26 protein-coding genes are annotated in these 26,476 nt (G+C 59.8%); 20 read left to right on the top strand and 6 right to left on the bottom strand.

Annotated elements, in window-relative coordinates:
* Positions 1-116 precede the first annotated feature (116 nt).
* Positions 117-1,637 (bottom strand): acetaldehyde dehydrogenase ExaC, encoded by a 1,521-nt coding sequence (gene exaC, locus ACA063_RS25810; protein WP_497663863.1) that lies wholly within the window; start codon positions 1,635-1,637, stop codon positions 117-119.
* Between the two features lie 463 nt (positions 1,638-2,100).
* Between exaC and ACA063_RS25805 the strand changes: the two genes are divergently transcribed.
* From ACA063_RS25805 to ACA063_RS25790, 4 genes are all read left to right on the top strand, one after another.
* The gene (locus ACA063_RS25805) at positions 2,101-4,014 is read left to right on the top strand and encodes a sigma-54-dependent Fis family transcriptional regulator (protein WP_497663862.1); all 1,914 of its coding nucleotides are present in this window, start codon (positions 2,101-2,103) and stop codon (positions 4,012-4,014) included.
* Between the two features lie 185 nt (positions 4,015-4,199).
* The gene (gene mpl / locus ACA063_RS25800; RefSeq protein WP_194692868.1) at positions 4,200-5,549 is read left to right on the top strand and encodes a UDP-N-acetylmuramate:L-alanyl-gamma-D-glutamyl-meso-diaminopimelate ligase; all 1,350 of its coding nucleotides are present in this window, start codon (positions 4,200-4,202) and stop codon (positions 5,547-5,549) included.
* Positions 5,546-6,178 carry a flavin prenyltransferase UbiX gene (gene ubiX, locus ACA063_RS25795; protein ID WP_497663861.1) on the top strand — a complete coding sequence of 211 codons (633 nt, stop codon included), beginning with the start codon at positions 5,546-5,548 and terminating at the stop codon, positions 6,176-6,178. Before mpl ends, ubiX begins: the two co-directional genes overlap by 4 nt.
* Positions 6,171-6,455 (top strand): YceK/YidQ family lipoprotein, encoded by a 285-nt coding sequence (locus ACA063_RS25790; protein WP_497663860.1) that lies wholly within the window; start codon positions 6,171-6,173, stop codon positions 6,453-6,455. Before ubiX ends, ACA063_RS25790 begins: the two co-directional genes overlap by 8 nt.
* A gap of 86 nt (positions 6,456-6,541) precedes the next feature.
* Here the strand turns inward: ACA063_RS25790 and ACA063_RS25785 are convergent, their stop codons facing one another.
* From ACA063_RS25785 to ACA063_RS25775, 3 genes are all read right to left on the bottom strand, one after another.
* The gene (locus ACA063_RS25785) at positions 6,542-7,183 is read right to left on the bottom strand and encodes an oxidoreductase (RefSeq protein ID WP_497663859.1); all 642 of its coding nucleotides are present in this window, start codon (positions 7,181-7,183) and stop codon (positions 6,542-6,544) included.
* A gap of 27 nt (positions 7,184-7,210) precedes the next feature.
* Complete coding sequence (locus ACA063_RS25780; protein WP_497663858.1) at positions 7,211-8,929, bottom strand: C13 family peptidase; 1,719 nt, start codon at positions 8,927-8,929, stop codon at positions 7,211-7,213.
* A 103-nt stretch (positions 8,930-9,032) separates the two neighbouring features.
* Positions 9,033-9,488 carry a MaoC family dehydratase gene (locus tag ACA063_RS25775; RefSeq protein ID WP_162439585.1) on the bottom strand — a complete coding sequence of 152 codons (456 nt, stop codon included), beginning with the start codon at positions 9,486-9,488 and terminating at the stop codon, positions 9,033-9,035.
* Between the two features lie 197 nt (positions 9,489-9,685).
* On the opposite strand from ACA063_RS25775, the gene ACA063_RS25770 reads away from it, so the two are divergent.
* From ACA063_RS25770 to ACA063_RS25760, 3 genes are read left to right on the top strand one after another with little or no spacing between them, the layout of a single operon-like run.
* Positions 9,686-10,048 (top strand): CidA/LrgA family protein, encoded by a 363-nt coding sequence (locus ACA063_RS25770; protein WP_497663857.1) that lies wholly within the window; start codon positions 9,686-9,688, stop codon positions 10,046-10,048.
* Positions 10,045-10,761, top strand: coding sequence for an LrgB family protein (locus tag ACA063_RS25765; protein ID WP_247266967.1), 717 nt, complete (start codon positions 10,045-10,047; stop codon positions 10,759-10,761). The genes ACA063_RS25770 and ACA063_RS25765 overlap by 4 nt, the downstream gene beginning before the upstream one ends.
* A gap of 10 nt (positions 10,762-10,771) precedes the next feature.
* Positions 10,772-11,362: an LON peptidase substrate-binding domain-containing protein gene (locus tag ACA063_RS25760; RefSeq protein WP_162441208.1), complete on the top strand. Its 591-nt coding sequence runs from the start codon at positions 10,772-10,774 to the stop codon at positions 11,360-11,362.
* Positions 11,363-11,521: 159 nt separating this feature from the next.
* On the opposite strand, the gene ACA063_RS25755 is transcribed toward ACA063_RS25760, so the two are convergent.
* A complete protein-coding gene (locus tag ACA063_RS25755) occupies positions 11,522-12,838 on the bottom strand; it encodes a bifunctional DedA family/phosphatase PAP2 family protein (protein ID WP_497663856.1) in 1,317 nt (438 codons plus the stop codon).
* 147 nt (positions 12,839-12,985) lie between these two features.
* The gene (locus tag ACA063_RS25750) at positions 12,986-13,684 is read right to left on the bottom strand and encodes a DNA-3-methyladenine glycosylase (protein WP_497663855.1); all 699 of its coding nucleotides are present in this window, start codon (positions 13,682-13,684) and stop codon (positions 12,986-12,988) included.
* Positions 13,685-13,873: 189 nt separating this feature from the next.
* On the opposite strand from ACA063_RS25750, the gene ACA063_RS25745 reads away from it, so the two are divergent.
* The 13 genes from ACA063_RS25745 to ACA063_RS25685 all read left to right on the top strand — a co-directional run bounded on the left by ACA063_RS25745 (position 13,874) and on the right by ACA063_RS25685 (position 26,464).
* The gene (locus tag ACA063_RS25745) at positions 13,874-15,145 is read left to right on the top strand and encodes a glutamate-5-semialdehyde dehydrogenase (protein ID WP_497663854.1); all 1,272 of its coding nucleotides are present in this window, start codon (positions 13,874-13,876) and stop codon (positions 15,143-15,145) included.
* 1 nt (position 15,146) lies between these two features.
* A complete protein-coding gene (nadD, locus tag ACA063_RS25740) occupies positions 15,147-15,836 on the top strand; it encodes a nicotinate-nucleotide adenylyltransferase (RefSeq protein ID WP_268932914.1) in 690 nt (229 codons plus the stop codon).
* Positions 15,837-15,908: 72 nt separating this feature from the next.
* A complete protein-coding gene (gene rsfS, locus ACA063_RS25735) occupies positions 15,909-16,403 on the top strand; it encodes a ribosome silencing factor (RefSeq protein ID WP_162439926.1) in 495 nt (164 codons plus the stop codon).
* Between the two features lie 9 nt (positions 16,404-16,412).
* A complete protein-coding gene (rlmH, locus tag ACA063_RS25730; RefSeq protein ID WP_003185785.1) occupies positions 16,413-16,880 on the top strand; it encodes a 23S rRNA (pseudouridine(1915)-N(3))-methyltransferase RlmH in 468 nt (155 codons plus the stop codon).
* A 10-nt stretch (positions 16,881-16,890) separates the two neighbouring features.
* Positions 16,891-18,786, top strand: a complete 1,896-nt coding sequence (gene mrdA / locus ACA063_RS25725; protein ID WP_162439927.1) for a penicillin-binding protein 2 — start codon at positions 16,891-16,893, stop codon at positions 18,784-18,786.
* A 31-nt stretch (positions 18,787-18,817) separates the two neighbouring features.
* Positions 18,818-19,921, top strand: a complete 1,104-nt coding sequence (gene rodA / locus ACA063_RS25720; protein ID WP_497666589.1) for a rod shape-determining protein RodA — start codon at positions 18,818-18,820, stop codon at positions 19,919-19,921.
* Positions 19,922-19,938: 17 nt separating this feature from the next.
* Positions 19,939-20,949, top strand: coding sequence for a lytic murein transglycosylase B (gene mltB, locus ACA063_RS25715; protein WP_162439928.1), 1,011 nt, complete (start codon positions 19,939-19,941; stop codon positions 20,947-20,949).
* Entirely contained in the window at positions 20,949-21,962 is a 1,014-nt protein-coding gene (locus ACA063_RS25710) for a septal ring lytic transglycosylase RlpA family protein (protein WP_497663853.1), read from the top strand. Before mltB ends, ACA063_RS25710 begins: the two co-directional genes overlap by 1 nt.
* 180 nt (positions 21,963-22,142) lie before the next feature.
* A complete protein-coding gene (locus tag ACA063_RS25705) occupies positions 22,143-23,300 on the top strand; it encodes a D-alanyl-D-alanine carboxypeptidase family protein (RefSeq protein WP_497663852.1) in 1,158 nt (385 codons plus the stop codon).
* Between the two features lie 86 nt (positions 23,301-23,386).
* The gene (locus tag ACA063_RS25700; protein ID WP_045062090.1) at positions 23,387-23,662 is read left to right on the top strand and encodes a DUF493 domain-containing protein; all 276 of its coding nucleotides are present in this window, start codon (positions 23,387-23,389) and stop codon (positions 23,660-23,662) included.
* Positions 23,662-24,309 carry a lipoyl(octanoyl) transferase LipB gene (gene lipB / locus ACA063_RS25695; RefSeq protein WP_162439932.1) on the top strand — a complete coding sequence of 216 codons (648 nt, stop codon included), beginning with the start codon at positions 23,662-23,664 and terminating at the stop codon, positions 24,307-24,309. Before ACA063_RS25700 ends, lipB begins: the two co-directional genes overlap by 1 nt.
* A gap of 1 nt (position 24,310) precedes the next feature.
* Positions 24,311-25,336 carry a lipoyl synthase gene (gene lipA, locus ACA063_RS25690; RefSeq protein ID WP_497663851.1) on the top strand — a complete coding sequence of 342 codons (1,026 nt, stop codon included), beginning with the start codon at positions 24,311-24,313 and terminating at the stop codon, positions 25,334-25,336.
* A gap of 177 nt (positions 25,337-25,513) precedes the next feature.
* Complete coding sequence (locus ACA063_RS25685; protein ID WP_497663850.1) at positions 25,514-26,464, top strand: S66 peptidase family protein; 951 nt, start codon at positions 25,514-25,516, stop codon at positions 26,462-26,464.
* Positions 26,465-26,476 lie beyond the last annotated feature (12 nt).

Here is a 26,476-nt window from a genome sequence, read left to right as displayed (position 1 = left end):
TGCAGGCGCGAACTGGCTCGCGATTGCGGTCTGCTATGCACATTGATGTTGCATGATCGACCGCCTTCGCGAGCAAGCCCGCTCCCACAGGGATTGGTGCTTGCTCGAGAACGGTTTTAGAAGAAACCCAGCGGATTGATGTCGTAGCTCACCAGCAGGTTTTTGGTCTGCTGATAGTGATCGAGCATCATTTTGTGGGTTTCACGACCGACGCCGGACTTCTTGTAACCACCGAACGCGGCGTGCGCCGGGTACAGGTGATAGCAGTTGGTCCAGACGCGACCGGCCTTGATGGCGCGGCCCATGCGGTAGGCGCGGTTGATGTCGCGGGTCCAGAGACCGGCACCCAGGCCGAACTCGGTGTCATTGGCGATGGCCAGGGCTTCAGCTTCGTCCTTGAAGGTGGTGATGCTCACCACCGGGCCAAAGATTTCTTCCTGGAACACGCGCATTTTGTTGGTGCCCTTGAGCAGGGTCGGCTGGATGTAATACCCGGTCGACAGATTGCCCTCGAGTTTCTCGACCTTGCCGCCCGTCAGCAGCTCGGCGCCTTCGCCCTTGGCGATTTCCAGGTACGAAAGGATTTTGTCGAATTGCTGCTCGGACGCCTGGGCGCCGACCATGGTGTCGGTGTCCAGCGGGTCGCCACGTTTGATCGACAGGACCTTCTTCATCACCACTTTCATGAAGTCGTCGTAGATCGACTCTTGCACGAGTGCGCGGGAAGGGCAGGTGCAGACTTCGCCCTGGTTGAAGAACGCCAGCACCAAGCCTTCAGCGGCTTTCTCGATGAAGGTTTCTTCAGCTTGCATGATGTCGGCGAAGAAGATGTTCGGCGACTTGCCACCCAGCTCCACGGTGGACGGGATGATGTTCTCGGCGGCGCATTTCATGATGTGCGAGCCCACCGGAGTGGACCCTGTGAACGCAATCTTGGCAATGCGCTTGCTGGTGGCCAGCGCCTCGCCGGCCTCTTTGCCATAGCCTTGCACCACGTTGAGCACTCCCGGCGGCAGCAGGTCGCCGATCAGTTCCATCAGCACGGTGATGCCCAGCGGCGTTTGCTCGGCAGGCTTGAGCACCACGCAGTTACCGGCGGCCAGCGCCGGAGCGAGTTTCCAGGCCGCCATCAGGATCGGGAAGTTCCACGGGATGATCTGACCGACCACGCCCAGCGGTTCATGAATGTGATAGGCCACGGTGTTGCCATCAATCTCGGCGGCGCTGCCTTCCTGAGCGCGGATGCAACCGGCGAAGTAGCGGAAGTGGTCGGCAGCCAGCGGGATGTCGGCATTCAGGGTTTCGCGAACGGCTTTGCCGTTGTCCCAGGATTCGGTGATCGCCAGCAGTTCCAGGTTCTGCTCGATACGGTCGGCAATCTTCAGCAGCACCAGCGAGCGTGCCTGGGCAGAAGTGCTGCCCCAGGCGTCGGCGGCGGCGTGGGCAGCATCCAGGGCTTTGTCGATGTCTTCGGCCGTGGAGCGTGGGAATTCGGCAATGGGCTGGCCATTGACTGGCGAAGTATTGGTGAAGTACTGACCTTTGACAGGCGCGACGAACTCGCCGCCGATGTAGTTACCGTATTTGCTTTTAAACGAAACGATAGCGCCTTCAGTACCGGGGTGAGCGTAACGCATGGTGATTTCTCCTTGGCTTTTGTGCTTATAAGGGAGAGCGCTTGTGCGCTTGTTATAAGCGTAGAGCAAAGGTCGGGCCACTGCCTTGCAGGTCAGGCAAATCAAGGTGTTGCCGGGTTTAAGTCGGACGGGCGGACGGTGGATGTGACGGTATCGGTACAGGCTATGTGACAGTTTGTACCGGTTGTGGCGCAGTGTGTGACCGGACAGTCTTGCGAGCATTGCAATACTCGCCGGGCTGGAGGATGCTCGGCCACACACTGTCTGTAGCAGCTGCCGAAGGCTGCGTTCGAGTGCGAAGCACTCGCCTCGGTTTAGCATGGAAGCATCGAATACGGTTTTACGACTGCTCCGCAGCCGAACGCAGCCTTCCGCAGCCGAACGCAGCCTTCCGCAGCCGAACGCAGCCTTCGGCAGCTGCTACACGGGGCGAACCAGACCCGGCAGGGAGAAGTACAAGAAAATGCACGACAACCATTTAAGTCGCCATGCCCAGCAAGTCTTGACCGTGACCCAGGGGAAGTCCCGGCTGCGCGGTCCTGGCAGTGACCCTTCCATTGCCCGTTCCTGGCTACGTTGTCTTGAGGATTATCACCTCGACCCGGCCCTGACGATTGCGCCGACGGTGCTGGAACACGGCCGCGTCCTGGAAAGCCGCGAACGCTTGCAGCAAGTACTGCAGATTGCCGGCACTGAAATGACCAGTCTCCATCAGCAACTTTCCGGCGCCGGACATGCGGTGCTGCTGACCGACGCTCGCGGCGTCATCCTCAATTGCGTCACGGCCCCCACCGAGCGGAAGATTTTCGAACGCGCCGGCCTGTGGCTGGGCGCCGACTGGAGCGAAGCCTGCGAAGGCACCAACGGTATCGGCACCTGCCTGGTGGAGCGGCAGTCTCTGACCATCCACCAGGACGAACACTTTCGTGGTCGCCACACCGGTTTGACCTGTTCGGCCAGCCCGGTCTTCGATCCGCATGGCGAGCTGTTGGCCGTGCTGGACGTGTCTTCCGCGCGTCATGATGTCTCGCGCCAGAGCCAGTTCCATACCATGGCCTTGGTCAATCTTTCGGCGAAGATGATCGAAAGCTGCTATTTCCTGCGCTACTTCGACAACCAGTGGTTACTCCGTTTTCACCTGCAGGCAGAATCCGTCGGGCTGTTCAGCGAAGGGTTGCTGGCGTTCGACGGGGAAGGGCGGATCAGCGCCGTCAACCAAAGTGCCTTGAATCTGTTGGGGCATGTACGCGGCGGGCTGCTGGGCAAGCCGGTCGAGGCGTTTTTCGACTGCTCTCTGGATGAGCTGCTGGGCCGCGCCAGCATCAACGCCAGTGCCAGTTGGCCGTTGCGCACGCGTGACGGGCGGCACCTGTTTGCGCTGCTGCGCGGACAACCCCGCAGCATCCCGGTGCCCGTGGTGCAGCGCCCGATCATTGCCGACCGTCCACGCTTGTCCGGCATTTGTCTTGGCGATGCATCGCTGCAGGAAGACTTCCGAAAATCCTTGCGAGTCTTCGAGCGGGACGTGCCGCTGTTGATCAATGGCGAAACCGGCTCCGGCAAGGAAGCGTTCGCCAAGGCTGTGCACAACGCCAGTCAACGGGCCGAAAAAGCGTTCGTGGCGCTTAACTGCGCGGCCATTCCGGAAAGCCTTATCGAGAGTGAATTGTTCGGTTACCGCGGCGGCAGCTTCACGGGCGCACGCAAGGAAGGCATGCGCGGCAAGTTGCAGCAAGCCGATGGCGGCACGCTGTTCCTCGATGAAATCGGCGACATGCCGCTGGCCATGCAAACTCGGCTACTGCGAGTGCTGGAAGACCGGCAGGTGGTGCCTATCGGTGGTGAGCCGGAGTCGGTCAACGTGCGGATCATCAGCGCCACTCACCGCAATTTGATGGAGCGGGTGCAGGACGGCAGTTTCCGCGAGGATTTGTATTACCGGCTCAACGGGCTGGAGGTCGGATTGCCGGCGTTGCGCGAACGAACCGATAAATCACAGCTACTCGACTTTTTGCTGGCGGAAGAGGCTGGCGGGGAAACGGTGGTCATCGATGGATTGGCACGACAGGCGCTGCTGGATTTTGCCTGGCCCGGTAACGTTCGGCAGTTACGTAATGTGCTGCGCACGCTGGCGGCGTTGTGTGACGGTGGAAGGATCGGTTTGGACGATTTGCCTGTGATGATTCAGCAGGCTCGCCCGACACCGGTCGTTGCAGACGACGTGGCATCGGACCATCCCCTTGAAGACGCCGAGCGGCTGGCATTGCTCAATGCACTGGAGCAGACGCGATGGCATATGACGCATACGGCTGAACAGTTAGGGGTGAGTCGCAATACGCTTTACCGCAAGCTGCGTAAACACGGCATAGCCCGATAAACCGTGGCGCGGCCATCGCCAGCAGGCTAGCTCCCACAGGGTAATGGGCTGGACTCACGATTTGGGAGCCTACTCAAATCCACTGTGGGGGCCAGCCTGCTGGCGATGGCATCGGAATGGGCGAAACAAAGGTGCGAATTTTCCCACCCTACGCTAACCTGCGGCCATGTTTTACGAGGTCGACTATGCACATTCATATTCTTGGTATCTGCGGCACTTTCATGGGCTCGATGGCGGTTCTGGCCAAAGAGCTGGGCCATCACGTAACGGGTTCCGATGCCAACGTCTATCCGCCGATGAGCACTCAGCTTGAGGCTCAAGGCATTGAACTGACCCAGGGTTACGACCCCTCCCAACTGGATCCGGCACCGGATCTGGTGGTGATCGGCAACGCCATGTCCCGCGGCAACCCGGCCGTCGAATATGTACTGAACAAAGGTCTGCCTTACGTTTCCGGCCCGCAATGGCTAGCGGATCACGTGCTGCAAGGCCGCTGGGTGCTGGCCGTCGCCGGCACTCATGGCAAGACCACCACCAGCAGCATGCTGGCCTGGGTGTTGGAACATGCCGGCATGAGCCCGGGCTTCCTGATCGGTGGTGTCCCGCAAAACTTCTCGGTGTCGGCCCGACTGGGTGACACACCGTTTTTCGTGATCGAAGCGGATGAATACGACAGTGCCTTCTTCGACAAGCGCTCGAAGTTTGTTCACTACCGTCCGCGCACCGCGATCCTGAACAATCTTGAGTTCGATCATGCGGATATCTTCCCTGATCTTCCGGCAATCGAACGCCAATTCCATCATCTGGTGCGAACGATTCCCAGCGAAGGCCTGGTCATCCATCCGACCACCGAGCCCGCGTTGCAGCGAGTGATCGAAATGGGTTGCTGGACGCCGGTTCAAACCACCGGTGCGGGTGGTCAGTGGCAGGTCAAGTTGCTCAGCGAAGACGGTTCTGCCTTCGAAGTGATGTTCGAAGGCGTGGTTCAAGGCGTGGTCGAGTGGGACATGACCGGTCAGCACAACGTTGCCAACGCGCTGGCGACGTTAGCTGCGGCGCGGCATGTCGGTGTTGTGCCGTCCATGGGGATTGCTGCATTGAGCGCATTCAAAAGCGTGAAGCGCCGGATGGAGAAAGTTGCCGAAGTCCGTGGCATCACTATTTACGACGACTTCGCTCACCACCCGACGGCCATTGCCACGACGCTCGACGGCCTGCGCAAGCGCATCGGTGACGCTCCGCTGATTGCGATCATTGAACCTCGCTCCAACTCCATGAAGCTTGGCGCGCACCGCGATGGCTTGCCGGAAAGTGTGAACGATGCCGATCAGGTGATCTGGTACGCGCCGGCCAACCTCGGTTGGGACCTGGCGGGCACTGCCGCGCTGTGCACCGTGCCCTCGATCGTCAGCGATACGCTGGAAGGCATCATCGAGCGCGTGAAAAGCCAGGCCCAGCCAGGCACTCACGTGGTGATCATGAGCAACGGCGGCTTCGGCGGCCTGCACGGAAAACTCGCCGAGGCCCTGCAATGAACAACGGTCCGGAACGCATCACGCTGGCAATGACCGGCGCTTCGGGCGCCCAGTACGGTTTGCGCCTGCTGGACTGTCTGGTGCGCGAGGACCGCGAGGTACATTTCCTCATCTCCAAGGCCGCGCAGCTGGTGATGGCCACCGAGACTGACGTCACCCTGCCACCCAAAACCCAGATGATGCAGGCCTTCCTCACCGAATACACCGGTGCTGCCGCCGGGCAAATTCGCGTGTACGGCAAGGAAGACTGGATGTCGCCCGTGGCCTCTGGCTCTGGCGCACCGGCGGCGATGGTGGTCGTGCCCTGTTCGACCGGAACCTTGTCGGCAATCGCGACGGGAGCCTGCAACAACCTGATCGAACGTGCCGCCGACGTGACGTTGAAGGAGCGCCGCCAGTTGATTCTGGTGCCGCGTGAGGCGCCGTATTCGAGCATTCATCTGGAGCACATGCTCAAGTTGTCGAACATGGGCGTGACGATTTTGCCGGCGTCGCCGGGCTTCTACCATCAGCCGCAGACCATCGATGACCTGATCGACTTCGTGGTGGCGCGGATCCTCAATCTGCTGAACATTCCGCAGGACATGTTGCCGCGTTGGGGCGAGCACCATCTGACCAGCGATGAATAGATTGCTGACGATCATCCTGGCGTTGCAATTGGCGGGCTGTGCCACGGCGCGCACGCTGGATGCCGCCAAGCCAGGGGCGCCGGTTGTGTACTCAGGGACTCGACTGGATCTGTACGCCATGAACGGCGGTTGCTGTGCAATGGACCGCTTTGGCGCTGAGGCTCCGAGCTATCCGGGTATTGATCTGCCAGCGAGTGCGTTGCTCGATACGCTGTTGTTGCCGTTGTCTGTGTTGACGGTGCTCGGCGTGGGTTTTCAGGCGACGGGTGGGTTGTAAAAGGCAAAAGATCGCAGCCTGCGGCAGCTTCTACAGGGGAAATGTGTACACCTGTAGGAGCTGCCGCAGGCTGCGATCTTTTGATCTTATTTGCCCAGCTTCCTCAGTTCATCCGACTCAACCACCCGCACCCCATCCTGCTCTTCCAATGCCAACCGCCACATTGCGCGGGCCAGCTGGCAAGCTTCGATGCCGTGATATTTACCCGGGATCAGTCGAGACAAAGGGCCTGCCACTTTTTCGGCGAAACGCGGTTCCAGCCGATCACCCAGCAGCAGTGATGGGCGACAAATGGTCAGTTGCGGCCAGTCTTGCTCACGCAGGGCGTATTCCATCTCGCCTTTGACCCGGTTATAGAAAACCGAGGACCTGCGATCGGCCCCCAGCGCGCTGATCACAATCAGGTGCCGTGCACCCATCTCCCGGGCACGTTTGGCGAAGGCCACCACCATGTCCAGGTCTACTGCGCGGAATGCCTCTTCCGAGCCTGCCTGTTTGATCGTGGTGCCCAGGCAGCAGTAGGCAATGTCGACGCGGCCGTTGAGTTGGGGCAGGAACACGGCCGGGTCGCCGACGGGATTTTCCAGATGGGGATGTTTGGCCAATGGCCGGCGTGAAGGGGCCAAAACCCGGGTAATCGTGGGTTCGTTAAGCAAGCGGTCAAGCAAGTGTTCACCGGTTAACCCGGTAGCTCCGGCAAGCAGTACGTGCTGAGGCGTCAAGTACATAGTGTTTCTCCCTTGATACTGTTCAGCTTAGTTGCTCTTTGCATCCTTGCTGCTGATAGAGACACTTTGCAGTGCCTTGCGTGCTTGTTGTTTGCGCAACAACTGCCAGTGGGACAGGACCGTCTTCGGCGCCCAGATCTGCGGTTCAGAGGCCTCGAAGTTGTCCGCGAGCTCACGCTCGGCCACCGTAGCCTTGGCCAGCTTGAACGCCTGCTCAAGGTCGTCTGTCTGGTTCAGTGCCTGGGCGAAAAGGGCGTCACCGAAGTAGGTGAAGTTGGCTTCTTCCGAGCAACCGAACGACACACGGTCGGCGCGGGACGCCGTCATGATCAGGGTGCGTTCATCCTTGAGCATCGGGATGAAACCACCGGAATAGCACGACGAGATGACAATGATCTTGTCGCGGTTTTTCAGCGGGGCCAGCACGGCGGCGAGTTCGTCGGCCGGCAGGTCTGACAGCTCCATGCGTGGCTGGTCGAGCACCAGTTCGTGCTCACTGCTGCCGTGGCTGGTCAGGTAGATGAAGATCAAATCTTCCGGTCCGCTGCGTTCGGCCAGGGTTGCGGCGGCGCGGCGCAGGTTTTCCCGAGTGGCCATCGGCCGATCGACGAGATGGTCGCGATGGTTGACCAGGCGAATCTGGCCGTAAGCACCAAATCGGCTGCTGAGCATGTTGCTGACATAGTCGGATTCACGCAGGAACACGCTCTGCTTGCCATCACCGCCGAGGGTCAGAGTGTAGAGTTCGATCGCCGGGGTCGAGGCGGGCACGCTGGCCAGCGTTTCTTCGAGCAAGCGGCCCTGAGCCAAAAGACCGAGTTCGAGGCTGTCGGGCAGCAGCTTGCCGTCAGCGTCGCGGACTCGCTGGCCATTGATCCAGGTGCCGCTTTGCACGGTGCCGTCAGTCAATACCAGGGTGCCGCGCCCCGAATAACTGTCGTTGTCGAACTGGCCAATGTAGAAACTGCCGTCTGGCAGGTTCAGTCGACCTGGGCCGCTAAAGCGCCAGTCGCTGAAGTGGCCGATGTAGTGACTGCCATCGGCGCCGATCAACTCGCCCTTGCCGTTCAGCGATCCTTCCTTGAATTGCCCAAGCCAGACATCGCCGTCGGAGTTTTCGTAGCGACCCTTGCCGTGCAATTGATTGTTTTTGAAGCTGCCGACATACATGTCGCCGTCAGCACTGTTGAACGTTCCGTTACCTTCCAGCTGACCGTCGACGAAATGCCCGGTGAATTGATTGCCGCTGGCGTCGCCGCGCTGACCTTCACCGTTGGGTTTGCCGTGCGCGAACTGACCTTGATACGAACTGCCGTCGTCGAGTTCGAGTCGGCCGAGCCCGGAATACTGGTCGGCCTTGAATTCGCCACGGTAGGTCATGCCGTTTTCTTTGAGGGTGCCTTCGCCGTCCCGCCGCCCCGCCTTGAACCCGCCGGTGTAGCTGCTGCCATTGGTGGTCAGCGTGCCCTGGCCGTCGAAGAGCCCTTGATTGAATTGCCCGCGATAGACCTCGCCGTTGCTCCCGTGCCATTCCCCCTGGCCATGCCATTGCCCTTTGTCGAACTCGCCGGCGTACCAGCTGCTGTTCGGGTAGTCGATGCGACCCTGGCCTTGCAGCAGTCCGTTGACCAATTCACCGCGATAACGCCCACCGTCCGGCAGACGAGCGTCAGGGGGCAACAGTGATTCACCGTCGCCGCAAGCGGTCAGCATCAGGGTCAAGGCGAGGAGGGCAATCGAGCGCATAGCGGGATCCGGGCAATTAGGCGACCGAGTATGCCGCAGCTCTATCACTTATATATAGAGAGGGGGCGCGAAACAGCATGAGCTGCTTCGCATCCGGGATGGTTTACACGAAGCAGAGTGACAGTGGTTCGGCGATGTACGCCGGCTTGTCCGAGCCTTCAATCTCAAGCGTGGCGGTGGCTTTGAGCAGCCATTGGCCGGGTTTCTTCTCGTTGACTTCGCTCAGTTCGACCTTGAGTCGTACTTTGGAATTGACCTTGACCGGTTGAATGAACCGCACGCTGTCGAGGCCGTAATTGACCACCATCTTCAGGCCTTCAGGCAGGACGAGGATGTCTTCCATCAGTTTCGGGATCAGTGAAAGCGACAGGAAACCGTGGGCGATAGTGCTGCCGAAAGGCGTTTGCGCGGCTTTGACCGGGTCGACGTGGATGAACTGATAATCCCCGGTGGCTTCGGCGAACAGGTTGATGCGCTCCTGATCGATGGTGAGCCATTCGGAACATCCAAGTTCCTTGCCGACATAATCTTTGAGCTCTGCAACGGGAACATAGGGCATTGAGACTCTCCTTGGGTTCATCGGTTTTATAGTTTTTAGGTGGGGGGATTTGACCTCCCGAATTACCACTTTAGATCAACATGGCAATGGGCCAAGGTCAACTGACCATGCTTTTGGCGAATGCCGGTCTATAGCGATGACGTGCTTATAATGCTCGGCCCGCTACCGCGGGGACGGGTTCTGCAGGAGATTTAAGGATGTTGTTACGAGGTTTAACCTGGCTGGTGCTGTTTCAGTTGCTCGGCACAGCGATCAATCACCTGTTTTTGCCGGTGCTGCCGGGGCCTATTGTCGGCCTGCTGTTGCTGCTGGTGTTCCTGATAATCCGTGGTCAGGTGGGCGAACCTCTGAACCTGGCAGCCAGCAGTCTGCTGCGTTATCTGCCGTTGCTGCTGGTACCGCCAGCAGTGGGCGTGATGGTGTATGCCAAGGACATTGCCGCTGACTTCTGGGCCATCGTTGGCGCCCTGGTGTTGTCGCTCCTGCTGTCCATGGCGTTTACCGGCGTGCTGATGCAGCGCATGGTCAAGCGTCACGCCCATCCCGAGGACGGCCAATGATTTTCGATTGGCACGGCGCCTGGACGTCGGTAATTCACCATCCGTTGTTTGGTATCGGGATCACGCTTGGCGCTTATCAGTTGGTGTTGGCGGCGTTCGAGAAAACCCGCTGGATCTTTTTGCAGCCGGTGCTGGTCTCCATGCTGTTGGTAATCGGTGTCTTGATCAGTTGTGGTCTGACCTACGCCGAATACCGAAAAAGCACCGAGATTCTCAGCATCCTGTTAGGGCCGGCGACGGTTGCACTGGCCGTTCCGCTTTACCTGAATCTGCGACGGATTCGGCAGTTGTTCTGGCCGATATTTACTACGCTGGTGATAGGCGGTGTCGTCGCCACGGGGATGGGCGTGTTGCTGGGCTGGTGGTTTGGCGCCGAACACATGATCCTGATGACGATGGCGCCAAAGTCGGTGACGTCGCCGATCGCCATGTTGGTGGCCGAGCAGATTGGTGGTGTCGCGGCGTTGGCGGCGGTGTTTGTGCTGATCACCGGCGTGATCGGGGCGATCTTCGGGCCGAGCCTGTTGACCCGACTCGGCGTGCACAGCGCCGAAGCCCGCGGTATGGCCCTGGGCATGACCGCCCACGCGGTCGGCACGGCGGTGGCGATGCAGGAAAGTGAAGAGTGCGGCGCCTTCGCGGCGTTGGCGATGAGTTTGATGGGCGTGGCCACGGCGGTGTTCCTGCCGTTGGCGGTGTCGATGGTGGTGTAAGGAAATGTCTATGAGCTTGCCGCTTTTTCCGCTGAACACAGTGCTGTTTCCCGGCTGCATTCTCGATTTGCAGATCTTCGAAGCGCGCTACCTGGACATGATCGGCCGCTGCATGAAACAGGGCGGCGGTTTTGGTGTGGTATGCATCCTCGACGGCGAAGAGGTCGGTCTAGCCCCCGAGGGTTATGCACTGGTGGGCTGTGAAGCACTGATCACCGACTTCAAGCAGCAAGAAAATGGCTTGTTGGGTATTCGCGTGCAGGGCGGAAGGCGTTTCAATGTGTTGCGCACCGAGGTCCAGCGCGATCAGTTGACGATTGCCGAGGTCGAGTGGCTGGAAGACGAGCCAGAACAACCTTTGCAGGATGAGGATGCCGATCTGGTCGCCTTGCTCAAGGCTCTGGCCGAACATCCGATGGTGGAAGCATTGAACATGGGCACCGAAGCCACCGGTCAGCAGTCTCTGGCCAACCAGCTTGCCTATCTGCTGCCGTTTGCCGAAGTGGACAAGATTGATCTGCTGCAACTCGATGATCCACAGCAGCGGCTGGATGCCATTCAAGCGCTGCTGGATGAGTTGCAAGGTGAGTTGTTTGCCTGAACGCTGCGAGCTTTTATAACCGCTGTAGGACTTGTAGCAGCTGCCGAGCTTGCGAGGCTGCGTTCGGTGGCGAAGCCGCCGTCGGGAATAACTGCGAGGACTGCGTCCTCGAACGCAGCCTCGCAGGCTCGGCAGCTGCTACAGAGGCGCGGCTGGGCTTCAGTAGGCATATCTCAACATCGCGTGGGGCAAATGCCTCAGCGCGAAAAAGCCGAATAGTATCGTCAGGGCCGGCAGCACCAGCCACCAGACCCGGGGCGGCATGGCGTTGAGAGGTTCCTTGCGCTGAATCAGCCAAAGGCTTGCAGCACATACGCACGCGGCGAGCATCGCACCGGCCACCACATCGGTCGGCCAATGCGCGCCCAGATACACCCGTGACAGGGAGATCGACAACGCCGGCAGGCATCCCAATAGCAACCACGTCAGACGCAGCCGCGGCGGTTGTCCGCGCCCGGCCAGCACAGCCAGGGTCAGGAACAGCGCGAAAGAGCCCGAGGCATGCCCGCTAGGCATGCTGTAGCTCACCAGCGGATCACTCAACACCTCAGGACGCACGCGGGCGAAAAATTGCTTCGTCGCCGTATTGGCCAGCGCCGTGAAGAGCAAGGTACTGCAAGCGAAAATCGCTTGTCGCCACTGTCGGGTAAGCAGCAGCAGGCCTGTCAGCAGGGCGCTGAACATCAGCATGTTGCGGAATTCGCCGATCAGCGTGAACGTGACGGCGACCTCATCGAGCACCGGTTTACGATGTTCCTGGATGAGCGTCATCACGCCCTGATCAAGGGCTGTCAGGTGCGGATACCCGATGAACAGGCCGACAAGAATCAAAAAACTCATACCGGCAATCAGCACCGTTGCTTTGCGGTGGCGACGCATGCTGCTGGTGATACTCAAGCCGACCATTGCCGCAATGCTGCCCGCGACGATACCTGCTTCAGGCCAGAACCCTTCCGGCAGCGGCAAGCGAATTGCCGCGCCCGTGGCCCAACCGGGCAGAAGATAGGCGACACTCCAGCCTGCAGCAGCCAGCAGGCTGATGGCGAGAAAGCGCGGGAAGGGCATGTCGAACATCCCCGCGACCATTGGCAGCATGGGGCGTAGCGGGCCGATAAAGCGTCCGACCAATAGACTGGCGATACCGTAACGCTGGAAATAGGTCTCGGCCCCGGCGATCCATTCTGGATGGTGACGCAGCCCCGGAAGGCGCCGGATGTTCTGATGGAAATGACGTCCAACAAAGTAGGAAACAATATCGCCCAGAACGCCGGCCAGGAATCCCAGCAGCAGCGTTTCGCTCAGTGACAACGCTCCACTGCCTGCGAGCACCGCGACGGCAAACAGCAGCACCGTGCCAGGCACGATCAGGCCGGCAATCGCCAGGCATTCCACAAACGCCACGATGAACACCGCCGCAGCCAGCCATTGTGGATTCACCGTCAACCAACCGGTCACGCTATCGAGCCATGGGCCCATACATACAACTCCATTGAATGTTCAATTGATCTCATCTCCTTGTGGGAGCGAGCCTGCTCGCGATGGCGGAATGTCAGACGACATCTGCGTCGACTGTCCGTCTGCTATCGCGAGCAGGCTCGCTCCCACAAGTGGTCCGTCCATCGTTCAAGTCAGCAAAAAATAATCCCGCCCTTCGACCTGCCCGCGTCGCAACGGGTTCCGCGTGCAATAGGGCGCGTAGGCACCATCAACGAAGCGGTACATCAGGTGTTCGTCACGTCCATGGGGGATGCCCAGTCGTGTGGTTTGAATGATGTGGGTAGGGGCAGGGCCGGTATCTTCCACCAGCAATATCTCATGATCGAAGCGCTTGGCATCCCATACGGGGACTTTCAGCCCCAGCGCCTTGCACAACAGGGTCTGGCCGGCACACAGCTTTTGCGAGGGGCGAGGGCGTCCTTGGGCGTCGGGGCTGTTGAGCAGCATCTGCGCCAGGCTTGCCGGTCCACTCAGTTCGTCTGTCCATGGATAGGCCGATTTGATCAGTACGGCGTTGCCGGGACCGTGGGCGCTGAAGTTCAGGGAGTCGCCACCTCGGGCGTAATACATGTAGATGTGACCGCCATCCAGAAACAAAGCCTTACGCTTTTCTGTGTAGCCGAGTGAGGCGTGGCTGCCTTTTTCGTCGAAATAATAGGCCTCGGTTTCGATGATTCGGGCACTGAGCCACAGGTCATCGACCCGATGGCGGATAACTTTGCCGAGTAAATCCCGGGCCAGCGTTTGGGCGTCGCGGTTGAAAAACGCATCTGGAAGCGCCTTGGGCTGCCGCGTAGCGGATGCTCGAAGAGTCAGATTGGTCATGATCAGTAGCGTTTATCAGCGGTGAATGAGTCGTGATGATAACAATTTGAAGCTTAATCACGTCTGAACGTCGGCAAATGGCCTTCCATTTCGACCATCCGCCCGTCACTGCTGTTAGTCAGGAGACACGACAGCTATAATCTGCCGCTTTACTCTTTATCAAACCTTATCTAAGACCTCGCCAAGACCATGACTGAGTCCGTTCTTGACTACATGACCCGCCTGGGTCGCGCTGCTCGCGAAGCTTCCCGCGTCATCGGCCGTGCCAGCACCGCGCAGAAAAACCGCGCCCTGCAAGCTGCCGCCAATGCGCTGGACGCTGCACGTGCCGAGCTGACCGCTGCCAATGAACTGGATCTGGCTGCTGGCCGCGCCAATGGTCTTGAGCCCGCATTGCTTGAACGCCTGGCGCTGACGCCGGATCGCATCGACGGCATGATCGTCGGCTTGCGCCAGGTCGCGGCCCTGCCGGACCCGGTGGGTGCCATACGCGACATGAGTTTTCGGCCCTCGGGTATTCAGGTCGGCAAGATGCGCGTACCGCTAGGTGTGATCGGGATCATCTATGAATCCCGCCCCAACGTGACCATCGACGCTGCAAGCCTGTGCCTGAAGTCCGGTAACGCGACCATTCTGCGTGGCGGCTCCGAAGCGATTCATTCCAACCGGGCGATTGCTGCTTGTATCCAGCGCGGGCTGGCCGAGGCCGAACTGCCGGCCGCCGTCGTGCAAGTCGTCGAAACCACCGACCGTGCCGCCGTTGGCGCGCTGATCACCATGCCGGAATACGTCGACGTCATCGTGCCCCGTGGTGGCCGTGGCCTGATCGAGCGTGTCAGCCGCGATGCCCGTGTACCGGTGATCAAACATCTGGACGGCATCTGTCACGTTTATGTCAGTGCTCATGCCGATCTTCCGAAAGCCCAGCGCATCGCCTTCAATGCCAAGACCTACCGTTATGGCATTTGCGGTGCGATGGAAACGCTGCTGGTGGATCAAACCGTCGCCAGGGATTTCCTGCCGTCCATGGCTGCACAGTTCCGTGAAAAAGGCGTTGAGCTGCGCGGTTGTGAGCGCACCCGGTCAATTATCGATGCGGTGGCGGCGACGGAAGAAGACTGGAATACCGAATATCTGGCGCCGATTCTGTCGATTCGTATCGTGGATGGCCTGGACCAGGCGATCGAACACATCAATCAGTACGGCTCCCATCACACCGATTCGATCGTCAGCGAAAACGTCGGCGATACCCGGCGTTTTGTGGCGGAAGTCGATTCGGCGTCGGTGATGATCAACACCCCGACGTGCTTCGCCGATGGCTTCGAATACGGATTGGGTGCCGAGATTGGCATTTCTACTGATAAGCTGCACGCCCGTGGCCCGGTGGGTCTCGAAGGTCTGACCTGCGAGAAGTACATCGTGGTCGGTGATGGCCAGTTGCGCGGCCAGGCGTCTGTTTGACTTGGGCGACCTTGACCTGACAACGCCGGTCCCTGCCCGCGAGCCCGCTCCGCGACGCATTGGCATGCTGGGTGGGACGTTCGACCCGGTGCACATCGGCCATTTGCGCGGTGCACTGGAAGTCGCCGAATCGCTGGCGCTGGATGAGTTGCGACTGACGCCGAGTGCCCGGCCGCCTCATCGCGGCACGCCGCAAGTGTCGGCAAAAGACCGTCTGGCGATGGTTGAGTGCGCGGTGGCCGGTGTGGCGCCGTTGGTAGTGGACGCCCGCGAATTGCAGCGGGACAAACCGTCCTACACCATCGATACCCTGGAACTGATGCGTGCCGAGCTGGCCGCTGAAGACCAGGTTTTTCTACTTTTGGGCTGGGACGCTTTTTGCGGCCTGCCCACTTGGCACCGCTGGGAAGAGTTGCTCCAGCATTGCCACATCCTGGTGCTGCAACGCCCGGATGCCGACAGCGAACCGCCGGATGCCTTGCGCAACCTGCTGGCAGCGCGCTCGGTGAGCGACCCGCTGGCCCTCAAAGGGCCGAGCGGACAGATTGCATTCGTCTGGCAGACACCGCTTGCGGTATCCGCCACCCAGATCCGTCAACTGCTGGCCAGCGGTAAGTCGGTACGTTTCCTGGTGCCCGACGCGGTCCTGGCCTACATCGATGCGCACGGACTTTACCGTGCGTCGAACTGAATAGGAGTGCCTCAAGGCACGTGCAACAACGTGTATTGAAGCGCCTGAACATACGAGCAAAACGAGTTTTATATGACTGACAAAGACCAAACCAAAGTAAAGCGCAAAGGCACGTTCAAGAGCGCCCCGCTGCCAGTAGAAGTCCAAACCGGGCCGGAGCTGCGTGGCGAAGAACTGGTCAAGGTTGCCGTAGCAGCCCTGGAAGACGTGAAGGGCCAGGACATCCAGGTCATCGATGTTCGTGAAAAGCAGAGCATCACCGACTTCATGATCATCGCGACCGGTACGTCCAACCGCCAGATCGGCGCGATGCTCGACAAAGTCCGCGAAGCCGTCAAAGCCCAAGGCGTCAAGCCACTGGGTGAAGAAGGCAAGGGCGACAGCGATTGGGTCCTGCTGGACATGGATGATGTCATCGTGCACATGATGACGGCCTCTGCCCGTCAGTTCTATGACCTGGAGCGTCTGTGGGCCGGTGCCGAGCAAAGCCGTTCGGCCAGCGCTGCACACCACAGCCCAGAGAACACCCATGAGCATTTCACCAAGCTCAACAAAGACCAGCAATAAGGGTTCGCTGTGCGACTGCGACTGATCGCCGTCGGTTCACGCATGCCCAAATGGGTGGAAGAAGGCTGGCATGAATATGCCAAGCGTCTTCCTTCCGAGCTGGCGCTGGAACTGGTGGAAATACCGCTCAACACCCGTGGCAAAAACGCCGACGTGGCTCGTTTCATCCGTCAGGAAGGCGAAGCCATGCTGGCCAAGGTCGGGCCGAACGAGCGGATTGTCACACTCGAAGTCCACGGCAAGCCCTGGAGCACCGAGCAGCTGGCGGTCGAGCTCGATCGCTGGCGGCTGGACTCGCGCACAGTGAATTTCATGGTCGGTGGCCCGGAAGGGCTGGCGCCTGAAGTGTGCGCGCGGGCGGATCAGCGCTGGTCGCTCTCGCCGTTGACGTTGCCGCACCCGCTGGTGCGGATCCTGATCGGCGAACAGCTGTATCGTGCCTGGACAGTGCTGTCCGGCCACCCTTACCACAAGTAGTTCTGCCCTCATGCCTCAGCCGATCCGCATCAAGGACCACGAAAAAGACGCCCGTCTGGTGCGTGGCCGCGTCGTGTTCGGGGCCATTGCGGTGGTGGTGCTGATTTGTGTGCTGATCGCGCGGCTGTATTTCCTCCAGGTGATTCAGTACGAGTACCACTCGACCCTTTCGGAAAACAACCGCGTCCATGTGCAGCCGATTCCGCCACCCCGTGGGCTGATTTTCGACCGCAACGGTGTGGTCATTGCCGACAACCGGCCCAGCTTCAGCCTGAGCATGACCCGTGAGCGCTCTGGCGACTGGCAGCAAGTGCTCGACGTGATCGTCCAGGTGCTGGAGCTGACGCCTGAGGATCGGGTGATTTTCGAGAAGCGCATGCGGCAGGGGCGTCGGCCGTTCGAGCCGGTGCCGATCCTGTTCGAGTTGACCGAAGAGCAGATTGCGCGAATCGCTGTGAACCAGTTCCGTCTGCCGGGGGTAGAAGTGGTCGCGCAGCTGGTCCGTCACTATCCGCAGGGTGCGCATTTTGCACACTCCGTGGGTTACATGGGGCGGATCAACGAGAAAGAGCTGAAGACTCTGGACCCGGTGAGTTACAGCGGCACCCATCAAATTGGCAAAACCGGCATCGAGCGCTTCTACGAGCCCGAGTTGCACGGTCAGGTGGGTTACGAGGAAGTAGAGACCAATGCTCGAGGCCGCGTGTTGCGTGTGCTCAAGCGTACCGATCCGATTCCCGGCAAGGACATTGTCCTGAGCCTGGACATCAAATTGCAGGAAGCCGCAGAAGCGGCGCTGGGCGGTCGGCGTGGCGCCGTTGTGGCGCTGGACCCGGCGACCGGCGAAGTGCTGGCGATGGTCAGTCAGCCGAGTTTCGATCCGAACCTGTTTGTTACAGGCATCAGCTTCAAGGCGTATGCGGAGCTGCGTGACTCCATTGATCGTCCGCTGTTCAACCGTGTCCTGCGAGGCCTGTACCCGCCTGGCTCGACCATCAAGCCCGCCGTGGCCATCGCAGGACTGGATTCCGGTGTGGTCACTGCGTCGACCCGAGTCTTCGATCCCGGCTATTACCAGCTGCCCAATTACGATCACAAGTACCGTAACTGGAACCGCAGCGGCGACGGCTTCGTGGACCTCGATACGGCAATCATGCGCTCCAACGACACCTACTTCTATGACCTGGCCCACAAGTTGGGCATCGATCGACTGTCCGCGTACATGGGCAAGTTCGGCATCGGCCAGAAGGTTTCCCTGGACATGTTCGAGGAGTCACCGGGCTTGATGCCGTCCCGTGAATGGAAGCGTGCAACCCGTCGTCAGGCGTGGTTCCCGGGCGAAACACTGATTCTCGGGATCGGTCAGGGCTACATGCAGTCGACGCCACTGCAATTGGCGCAAGCCACGGCGCTGGTCGCCAACAAAGGCATCTGGAACCGCCCGCACCTGGCCAAGACCGTCGAAGGTGAGAGGCCGAAAGATGAAAACCCGATGCCGAATATCGTCCTGCGTGACCCGTCCGACTGGAACAAGGTCAACCACGGCATGCAGCAAGTGATGCACGGCGCTCGGGGTACCGCGCGCAAGGCCGCTGCAGGTTCCCAGTACCGAATCGCCGGCAAGAGTGGTACGGCCCAGGTGGTCGCCATAAAACAGGGTGAGAAGTACGACCGCTCGAAGGTTCAGGAGCGTCACCGTGACCACGCCTTGTTCGTGGGCTTTGCGCCGGCCGACAACCCGAAAATCGTCGTGTCGGTGATGGTCGAGAACGGCGAGTCCGGTTCCGGTGTCGCCGCACCCGTGGTACGCCAAGTGATGGATGCCTGGCTTCTGGGCCAGGACGGCCGATTGAAAGCCGAATACGCCAGCCCTATCAGTGCGGAGGCTACGGCCCGTGATGAATAATTTTGATCGCATGCTCTCCAGTGAGGATGTGATGCGTCGCCGGGCGACGCTGTTGCAACGACTGCACATCGATGGCCCGTTGCTGATCCTGTTGCTGACCCTGGCCGCCGGCAGCCTGTTCGTCCTCTATTCAGCCAGTGGCAAGAGCTGGGATCTGCTGGCCAAACAAGCCACATCCTTTGGCATCGGCCTGGTGTCGATGGTCGTTATCGCCCAGTTCGAACCGCGTTTCATGGCTCGCTGGGTGCCGGTCGGTTATGTGGTCGGCGTGCTCTTGCTGGTGGTGGTGGACGTCATGGGCCACAACGCCATGGGTGCGACGCGCTGGATCAACATCCCCGGGGTGATTCGCTTCCAGCCCTCGGAATTCATGAAGATCCTGATGCCGGCGACCATCGCCTGGTACCTGTCCAAGCGCACCTTGCCGCCGCAGCTCAAGCATGTGGGCGTCAGTCTGTTCCTGATCGGACTGCCCTTCATCCTGATCGTGCGGCAGCCCGACCTGGGCACCTCGCTGCTGATTCTTGCGGGCGGCGCCTTCGTGCTGTTCATGGGCGGACTGCGCTGGCGCTGGATTATCAGTGTGCTGGCAGCCGCAGTGCCTGTGGCCGTCGCCATGTGGTTTTTCATCATGCACGACTACCAGAAGCAGCGAATCCTGACGTTCCTCGACCCTGAGAGCGATCCGCTTGGCACTGGCTGGAACATCATTCAGTCGAAGGCGGCCATCGGTTCCGGCGGTGTATTCGGCAAAGGCTGGTTGCTGGGCACCCAGTCTCACCTGGACTTCCTGCCGGAAAGTCACACGGACTTCATTATCGCGGTAATGGGCGAAGAATTCGGCCTGGTGGGCATTTGTGCGCTGCTGCTGATTTACCTTTTATTGATCGGTCGCGGGCTGGTAATTACCGCCCAGGCCCAGACATTGTTCGGCAAATTGCTCGCGGGCAGCCTGACCATGACGTTTTTTGTTTACGTTTTCGTCAACATCGGTATGGTCAGTGGCCTGTTGCCGGTTGTAGGGGTGCCGTTGCCGTTCATTAGCTACGGAGGAACTTCGTTGGTGACGCTGCTGTCAGCGTTTGGGGTTTTGATGTCGATCCATACCCATCGTAAGTGGATCGCACAAGTTTGAATAAGGTGAAGATTTCAATGCAAGTAATGCGTGGCTGGGCGACTCGATATGCGCCGTGGGTCGGCCTGGTAAGCATCCTTGGCACAGCGCAGGATGCGCTGGCCGGCGATTACGAAGGCTCACCCCAGGTGGCTGAATTCGTCGGTGAAATGACCCGCGACTACGGTTTCGCCGGTGAGCAGCTGATGGGCGTGTTCCGCGAAGCCGAGCGCAAGCAGTCGATTCTGGACGCGATCTCGAAGCCTGCCGAGCGGGTCAAGCAGTGGAACGAGTACCGGCCAATGTTCATCTCCGATGCGCGTATCGCCCGGGGCGTGGATTTCTGGCGTCAGCACGAGGCCGTGCTGGCCCGCGCGGAGCAGGAATACGGAGTGCCGGCGCAGGTTATCGTGTCCATCATTGGGGTTGAGACCTTTTTCGGACGTAATACCGGCAATTTCCGGGTGATCGACGCGTTGTCGACCCTGGGCTTCGACTATCCTCCTCGTGCCGAATTTTTCCGCAAGGAACTGCGTGAGTTCCTGCTGCTGGCCCGTGAAGAGCAAGTCGATCCGTTGACCCTCAAGGGCTCGTACGCCGGGGCGATGGGCCTGCCGCAGTTCATGCCCAGCAGCTTTCGCGCCTATGCAGTGGACTTTGACGGTGACGGCCACATCAATATCTGGAACAACCCGGATGACGCCATCGGCAGCGTCGCCAGTTATTTCAAGCGTCACGGCTGGGTCGCCGGTGAGCCGGTGGTCAGTCGCGCCGATGTTCGTGGCGATCAGGTAGAGGAAGGTTTGACCACTGGCATTGAACCGACTAAAACCGTCGGGGAGTTGCGAGCGTTGGGGTGGTCAAGTCATGATGCGCTGCGCGATGATATGCCGGTCACCGCTTTCCGCCTGGAAGGTGACAACGGCCCTGAATACTGGATGGGCCTGAAGAATTTTTACGCGATCACGCGTTATAACCGCAGCGTGATGTACGCCATGGCCGTACATCAACTGTCTGAACAGCTGGTCCAAGCACGGGGCGTCAAGTAATGCGGGCATTGCCTATGAATAAACCCCTGAAGCTGATGGCATTCGCCGCGTTGGCAGTGCTGGTCGCCAGTTGTTCGACCAGCCGTGCGCCGGCTCAGAAATCCTCATCCACTGCCGTGCGCGCGACGCCGGGGCTGGACATCAACCGTGCTCACAAGGACGGCGCGCCATGGTGGGACGTCGACGTATCGCGCATCCCGGATGCCACGCCAACCCTGCACACCGGCCCATACAAAGCCAACCCGTACACCGTGCTGGGCAAGACTTACTTCCCGCTGCAAGAGTCCAAGACCTATGTGGCCTCGGGCACGGCGTCCTGGTACGGCACCAAGTTCCATGGTCAGAACACCGCCAACGGCGAAGTGTATGACCTGTACGGCATGAGCGCCGCTCACAAGACCCTGCCACTGCCAAGTTACGTTCGGGTGACCAACCTGGACAATAACAAGACGGTAGTTCTGCGGGTCAATGATCGTGGACCCTTCTATTCGGACCGGATCATCGACCTGTCCTACGCGGCTGCCAAGAAGCTCGGCTATGCCGAAACCGGCACTGCGCGAGTCAAGGTCGAAGGTATCGATCCGCAGCAGTGGTGGGCCGCCAAGGGTCGTCCGGCGCCGTTGATGCTAAACGAACCGCAGGTTGCGCAGAATAAGGCCCCGGTCATTACCGCGTCGGCCGGTACGGTCGAACAATGGACGCCACCGCCGCAGCAGCACGCAGCGGCCGTAGTGCCCGTGCAGATCGATGCAAAAAAAAACGCTTCTGTACCAGCGTCTGGCCAGTATCTGCAGGTGGGCGCGTTCGCCAACCCGGACGCTGCAGAACTCCTGAGATCGAAGCTGAGCGGAATGGTGAGCGCTCCGGTGTTCATCAGTTCGATCGTGCGCAATCAACAGACACTGCATCGGGTTCGCCTGGGGCCAATCGGCTCGCAGGGTGAAATCCAGCAAGTGCAGAACAGCGTGCGGCTGGCCAATCTCGGTTCGCCGAGCCTGGTCACTGCCGAGTAGTACGCGGTACTTGAATGACGGTTCACTTGCTATTTGGGGGGTGGACCTGGTTGTTGGCTCGTTGAAGAACAAAAGCCCGGCAAGGGCTCTGAGTGAACAGCTGAACACGCGACGACCCGTTAGAAGGTTGTCTGATTAGTTTTGCCTCTGGGCAGTACCATTAGCGATTTCGAGAGACGGATGAACATCACCACCTTTGCCAAACGACTGTGCCTGCTAGTACCGCTGCTCATCTCGCCTGCCGCGTTCGCGGTTGAGATGATGCCATCGCCACCCCAACTGGCCGCTAAATCCTATGTGCTCATGGACGCCAGCAGCGGCAACGTGCTGGTAGAGAACAACGGTGACCAGCGTCTGCCTCCGGCCAGCCTGACCAAGCTGATGACCGCCTACATCGCGACCCTGGAAATCCGTCGTGGCCAGATCGGCGAAAACGATCCGGTAACCGTCAGCGAAAACGCCTGGCGTACCGGTGGTTCGCGGATGTTCATCAAGGTTGGCTCGCAGGTGACTGTCAGCGACCTGCTGCACGGCATCATCATTCAGTCGGGTAACGACGCCAGTGTTGCGCTCTCCGAGCACATCGCCGGCAGCGAAGACGCCTTCGCCGACATGATGAACAAAACCGTGGCCGACCTGGGCATGACCAACAGCCACTTCATGAACCCGACCGGTCTGCCGAACCCTGAGCACTACTCGTCGGCTCATGACATGGCAGTACTGGCTCGCGCGATCATTCACGAAGACCCGGCTCACTACGCGATCTATTCGCAGAAAGAGTTCTTCTGGAACGGCATCAAGCAGCCTAACCGTAACCTGCTGCTGTGGCGCGACAAAACCGTCGACGGCCTGAAAACCGGTCACACCGACGAAGCCGGCTACTGCATGGTGTCTTCGGCTGTACGTGACGGCATGCGCCTGATCGCCGTGGTATTCGGCACCAACAGCGAAGTGGCACGTGCTTCCGAAACCCAGAAGCTGCTGACTTACGGTTTCCGCTTCTTCGAAACACAGACCTTCTATCAGAAAGGCGCCGAGCTGGCTCAGGCTCCTGTCTGGAAAGGCACCACCAATCAAGTCAAGGCCGGCCTGGCTGAAGACCTGACCATGACCCTGCCAAAAGGCCAGCTGAAAAAGCTCGTCGCCAGCATGACCATGAACCCACAGCTGATTGCGCCAATCGCCAAGGGCGACGTGATCGGTAAAGTCGAAGTGAAACTGGACGACAAGGTTGTGCACAGCGCAGACCTGATCGCTCTGGACGCGGTTGACGAGGGTGGTATCTTCCGTCGCATGTGGGATAGCATCCGTCTATTCTTCTACGGCTTGTTCAACTGATTTAGTGTGGACCTGCATGGCCTCGTTCCAATAAGGAGCGGGGCCCTGTTCGTTGCCACGGCTTACGCTCACGAGGCCGTTACGCCATGACCGATACCGAAGTAAAGGCGCCAAAGATCGAATTTCCCTGCGCGGATTACCCGATTAAAGTAATCGGCGACACCGGCGTGGGTTTCAAGGACAGGATCATCGCGATTCTTGAAAAACACGCGACCGTTGACCTCAAGACGTTTGCTGAACGCCAGAGCACCAACGGCAAGTACACGACCATCCAGCTGCACATCATCGCCACCGGTCAAGAACAGCTGTACGACATCAACAGCGAGTTGCGGGCTACCGGTTTCGTGCACATGGTGCTGTGATGTCTGGCACGCTGGGCTTTCGCGAGCTCGGCCAGATGGCTTACGAGCCGGTCTGGCATGCCATGCAACGCTTCACCAATGAACGCGGCACAGATGCTGCGGACGAAATCTGGCTGGTCGAGCACCCGCCGGTGTTTACCCAGGGTCAGGCCGGTAAAGCCGAACACTTGTTGCTCCCGGGTGATATTCCGGTGGTGCAGGTTGATCGCGGCGGACAGGTGACCTATCACGGTCCCGGTCAACTGGTGGCCTACCTGTTGCTCGATGTTCGCAAGCTTGGCTTCGGCGTGCGTGACCTGGTCACCCGCATGGAGCACTGCCTGATTGAGCTGCTGGCCAGCTATGGCGTCACGGCAGCGGCCAAGCCGGATGCACCGGGTGTCTACGTCAACGGGGCGAAAATAGCGTCCTTGGGGCTGCGTATTCGCCACGGGTGTTCCTTTCATGGCCTGGCCCTGAATGTGGACATGAACCTGGAACCGTTTCGACGGATTAATCCCTGCGGCTACGCCGGGCTGGCGATGACCCAGCTGAGCGATCACGCAGGATCGATTGAATTTGCCGAGGTAAGTGCCCGGCTGCGCGCGCAGCTCGTCAAACACCTCGACTATGCTGAGCAGACGACCCTAACGGGCGGAATCGACTGATATGACTACTGATGCAGTGCAAACCATGATCCCGACGCTGGATGTCACCGAGCGCCCGGCCCCGCGTGCCAAGGTTGAAGCCGGCGTTAAGCTGCGCGGCGCCGAGAAGGTTGCACGCATCCCGGTAAAGATCATTCCGACGACCGAACTGCCGAAGAAACCTGACTGGATTCGCGTGCGCATCCCGGTTTCTCCGGAAGTCGACCGTATCAAGGCCCTGCTGCGCAAACACAAGCTGCACAGCGTGTGCGAAGAAGCGTCCTGCCCGAACCTGGGTGAGTGCTTCTCCGGCGGCACTGCGACGTTCATGATCATGGGTGACATCTGCACCCGTCGCTGCCCGTTCTGCGACGTGGGCCACGGTCGTCCGAAGCCATTGGACGTCAACGAGCCGGAAAGCCTGGCCATCGCCATTGCCGACCTGAAGCTGAAGTATGTGGTGATCACCTCCGTAGACCGCGACGATCTGCGTGACGGCGGTGCCCAGCACTTTGCCGACTGCATCCGCGAGATTCGCAAACTGTCGCCAAACGTACAGCTTGAAACCCTGGTTCCCGATTACCGTGGTCGCATGGACGTTGCGCTGGAAATCACCGCAGCCGAGCCACCGGATGTGTTCAACCACAACCTGGAAACCGTACCGCGCCTGTACAAGGCCGCGCGTCCGGGTTCGGACTACCAGTGGTCGCTGACCCTGCTGCAACGCTTCAAGCAGATGATGCCGCACATTCCGACCAAGTCCGGCTTGATGCTGGGTCTGGGCGAGACCGACGACGAAGTCATCGAAGTCATGAAGCGCATGCGCGAACACGACATCGACATGCTGACCTTGGGCCAATACCTGCAACCTTCCCGTAGCCACTTGCCGGTCGAGCGCTTCGTGCACCCGGACACCTTCGCCTGGTTCGCCGAGGAAGGTTACAAGATGGGCTTCAAGAACGTTGCTTCCGGCCCGCTGGTGCGTTCTTCGTACCATGCCGACGAGCAGGCGAAACTGGTCAAGGCCGAGCTGATCGCGTCGTTGTAATTTGCCGGTGCAAGAAATAAAACGCCCGCATGGCTTATCCGGCCTTGCGGGCTTTTTTTGCCTGTCTCACAGTGCCCGCTGCCTTTTCCCGCAACTCGCGGGGCGACCGAACCTCTTCTGTTTGTCCCCGTTCCTGACTACTGTGTGTTTGATGTATTCACGCAGGGAGATTCAAGGATGACCGCTAGACCGCACCACACTCTTTTTCCTCACGCGCCTGTCCCGGCCTTGCCAGCGCAAGGGTTGATTGGCGTTATTGCACCCGCCGGCCCTGCAGGGCTGGACACGGATAAAGCCATCGCCTGGATGCGCGCTCGCGGTTATTCGCTGCGGGTGTTTGCAGGGGTGTATGAAAAGGATGGCTACCTGGCCGGCACTGACGATGTGCGGCTCAATGATTTGCATGCGGCGTTCGCTGACAGCGAAGTCGATGCCATCATCTGTCTTCGTGGCGGGTACGGTACGCCGCGCTTACTCGACCGGATTGATTTCGAACTGCTGCGCGATAACGCCAAGCCATTCATAGGCTACAGCGATATCACCGCCCTGCATTTGGCGATCAGTCGTTATGCCGGTTTCGTGACGTTTCATGGGCCGCTGCTGAATGCCGATTTGTTGGGTGACAAGCAAAAGCCAACCGAGTCTTCGTTTTTCAACATGCTCCGAGGGCAGGTGAAGGCTGGCAGCGTGCTTGCGCACCCGGTGGCATACCCGTTGACTACCATCGAACCGGGCATCGCCCACGGGCGTTTGCTGGGGGGCAATCTGTCGATGATTGCCGCGACCATGGGCACGCCTTACGAGATTGATGCCGAAGGCGTCATCCTGTTCATCGAGGACATCAACGAGCCGCTATATCGCATCGACCGACTGCTCACCCACCTGCGTCTGGCAGGTACGCTGGGCAAGCTGCGGGGGGTTCTGGTAGGGGATGTGGCAGGCGTGGACGCCGACGCGCTGGCTCGCTTGCTCAAGCAGACTTTCGAGCCTTTGCGCATACCGGTGCTGGCTGGATGGCGTAGCGGGCATTGCGACCCGAACCTGACGTTGCCGATGGGGGCGCTGGTGAGGCTCGATGCGGGGAACAAGGCGTTGGTTCTGGAGCAGGATGTGGTGATCAAGCGTTAGAACGCCGTTGCC

It is taken from the genome of Pseudomonas sp. LBUM1643 (genome assembly GCF_059716215.1).
The sequence above is the reverse complement of the archived record's forward strand: the minus strand, read 5'-3'. Positions and strand labels throughout refer to the sequence as shown.

Excerpts from the sequence above, each read along its gene's own strand:
- ACA063_RS25710 (WP_497663853.1), top strand. The coding sequence starts at position 20,949 with ATGCGGGCATTGCCTATGAATAAACCCCTGAAGCTGATGGCATTCGCC.
- lipB (WP_162439932.1), top strand. The coding sequence starts at position 23,662 with ATGTCTGGCACGCTGGGCTTTCGCGAGCTCGGCCAGATGGCTTACGAG.
- ACA063_RS25790 (WP_497663860.1), top strand. The coding sequence starts at position 6,171 with ATGAATAGATTGCTGACGATCATCCTGGCGTTGCAATTGGCGGGCTGT.
- rodA (WP_497666589.1), top strand. The coding sequence starts at position 18,818 with ATGCGTCGCCGGGCGACGCTGTTGCAACGACTGCACATCGATGGCCCG.
- exaC (WP_497663863.1), bottom strand. The coding sequence starts at position 1,637 with ATGCGTTACGCTCACCCCGGTACTGAAGGCGCTATCGTTTCGTTTAAA.
- ACA063_RS25755 (WP_497663856.1), bottom strand. The coding sequence starts at position 12,838 with ATGGGCCCATGGCTCGATAGCGTGACCGGTTGGTTGACGGTGAATCCA.
- ACA063_RS25700 (WP_045062090.1), top strand. The coding sequence starts at position 23,387 with ATGACCGATACCGAAGTAAAGGCGCCAAAGATCGAATTTCCCTGCGCG.
- ACA063_RS25805 (WP_497663862.1), top strand. The coding sequence starts at position 2,101 with ATGCACGACAACCATTTAAGTCGCCATGCCCAGCAAGTCTTGACCGTG.
- ACA063_RS25745 (WP_497663854.1), top strand. The coding sequence starts at position 13,874 with ATGACTGAGTCCGTTCTTGACTACATGACCCGCCTGGGTCGCGCTGCT.
- mpl (WP_194692868.1), top strand. The coding sequence starts at position 4,200 with ATGCACATTCATATTCTTGGTATCTGCGGCACTTTCATGGGCTCGATG.
- ACA063_RS25780 (WP_497663858.1), bottom strand. The coding sequence starts at position 8,929 with ATGCGCTCGATTGCCCTCCTCGCCTTGACCCTGATGCTGACCGCTTGC.
- ACA063_RS25765 (WP_247266967.1), top strand. The coding sequence starts at position 10,045 with ATGATTTTCGATTGGCACGGCGCCTGGACGTCGGTAATTCACCATCCG.
- ACA063_RS25705 (WP_497663852.1), top strand. The coding sequence starts at position 22,143 with ATGAACATCACCACCTTTGCCAAACGACTGTGCCTGCTAGTACCGCTG.
- ACA063_RS25685 (WP_497663850.1), top strand. The coding sequence starts at position 25,514 with ATGACCGCTAGACCGCACCACACTCTTTTTCCTCACGCGCCTGTCCCG.
- ACA063_RS25770 (WP_497663857.1), top strand. The coding sequence starts at position 9,686 with ATGTTGTTACGAGGTTTAACCTGGCTGGTGCTGTTTCAGTTGCTCGGC.
- lipA (WP_497663851.1), top strand. The coding sequence starts at position 24,311 with ATGACTACTGATGCAGTGCAAACCATGATCCCGACGCTGGATGTCACC.
- ACA063_RS25750 (WP_497663855.1), bottom strand. The coding sequence starts at position 13,684 with ATGACCAATCTGACTCTTCGAGCATCCGCTACGCGGCAGCCCAAGGCG.
- ACA063_RS25775 (WP_162439585.1), bottom strand. The coding sequence starts at position 9,488 with ATGCCCTATGTTCCCGTTGCAGAGCTCAAAGATTATGTCGGCAAGGAA.
- ACA063_RS25785 (WP_497663859.1), bottom strand. The coding sequence starts at position 7,183 with ATGTACTTGACGCCTCAGCACGTACTGCTTGCCGGAGCTACCGGGTTA.
- mltB (WP_162439928.1), top strand. The coding sequence starts at position 19,939 with ATGCAAGTAATGCGTGGCTGGGCGACTCGATATGCGCCGTGGGTCGGC.
- ubiX (WP_497663861.1), top strand. The coding sequence starts at position 5,546 with ATGAACAACGGTCCGGAACGCATCACGCTGGCAATGACCGGCGCTTCG.
- rsfS (WP_162439926.1), top strand. The coding sequence starts at position 15,909 with ATGACTGACAAAGACCAAACCAAAGTAAAGCGCAAAGGCACGTTCAAG.
- mrdA (WP_162439927.1), top strand. The coding sequence starts at position 16,891 with ATGCCTCAGCCGATCCGCATCAAGGACCACGAAAAAGACGCCCGTCTG.
- ACA063_RS25760 (WP_162441208.1), top strand. The coding sequence starts at position 10,772 with ATGAGCTTGCCGCTTTTTCCGCTGAACACAGTGCTGTTTCCCGGCTGC.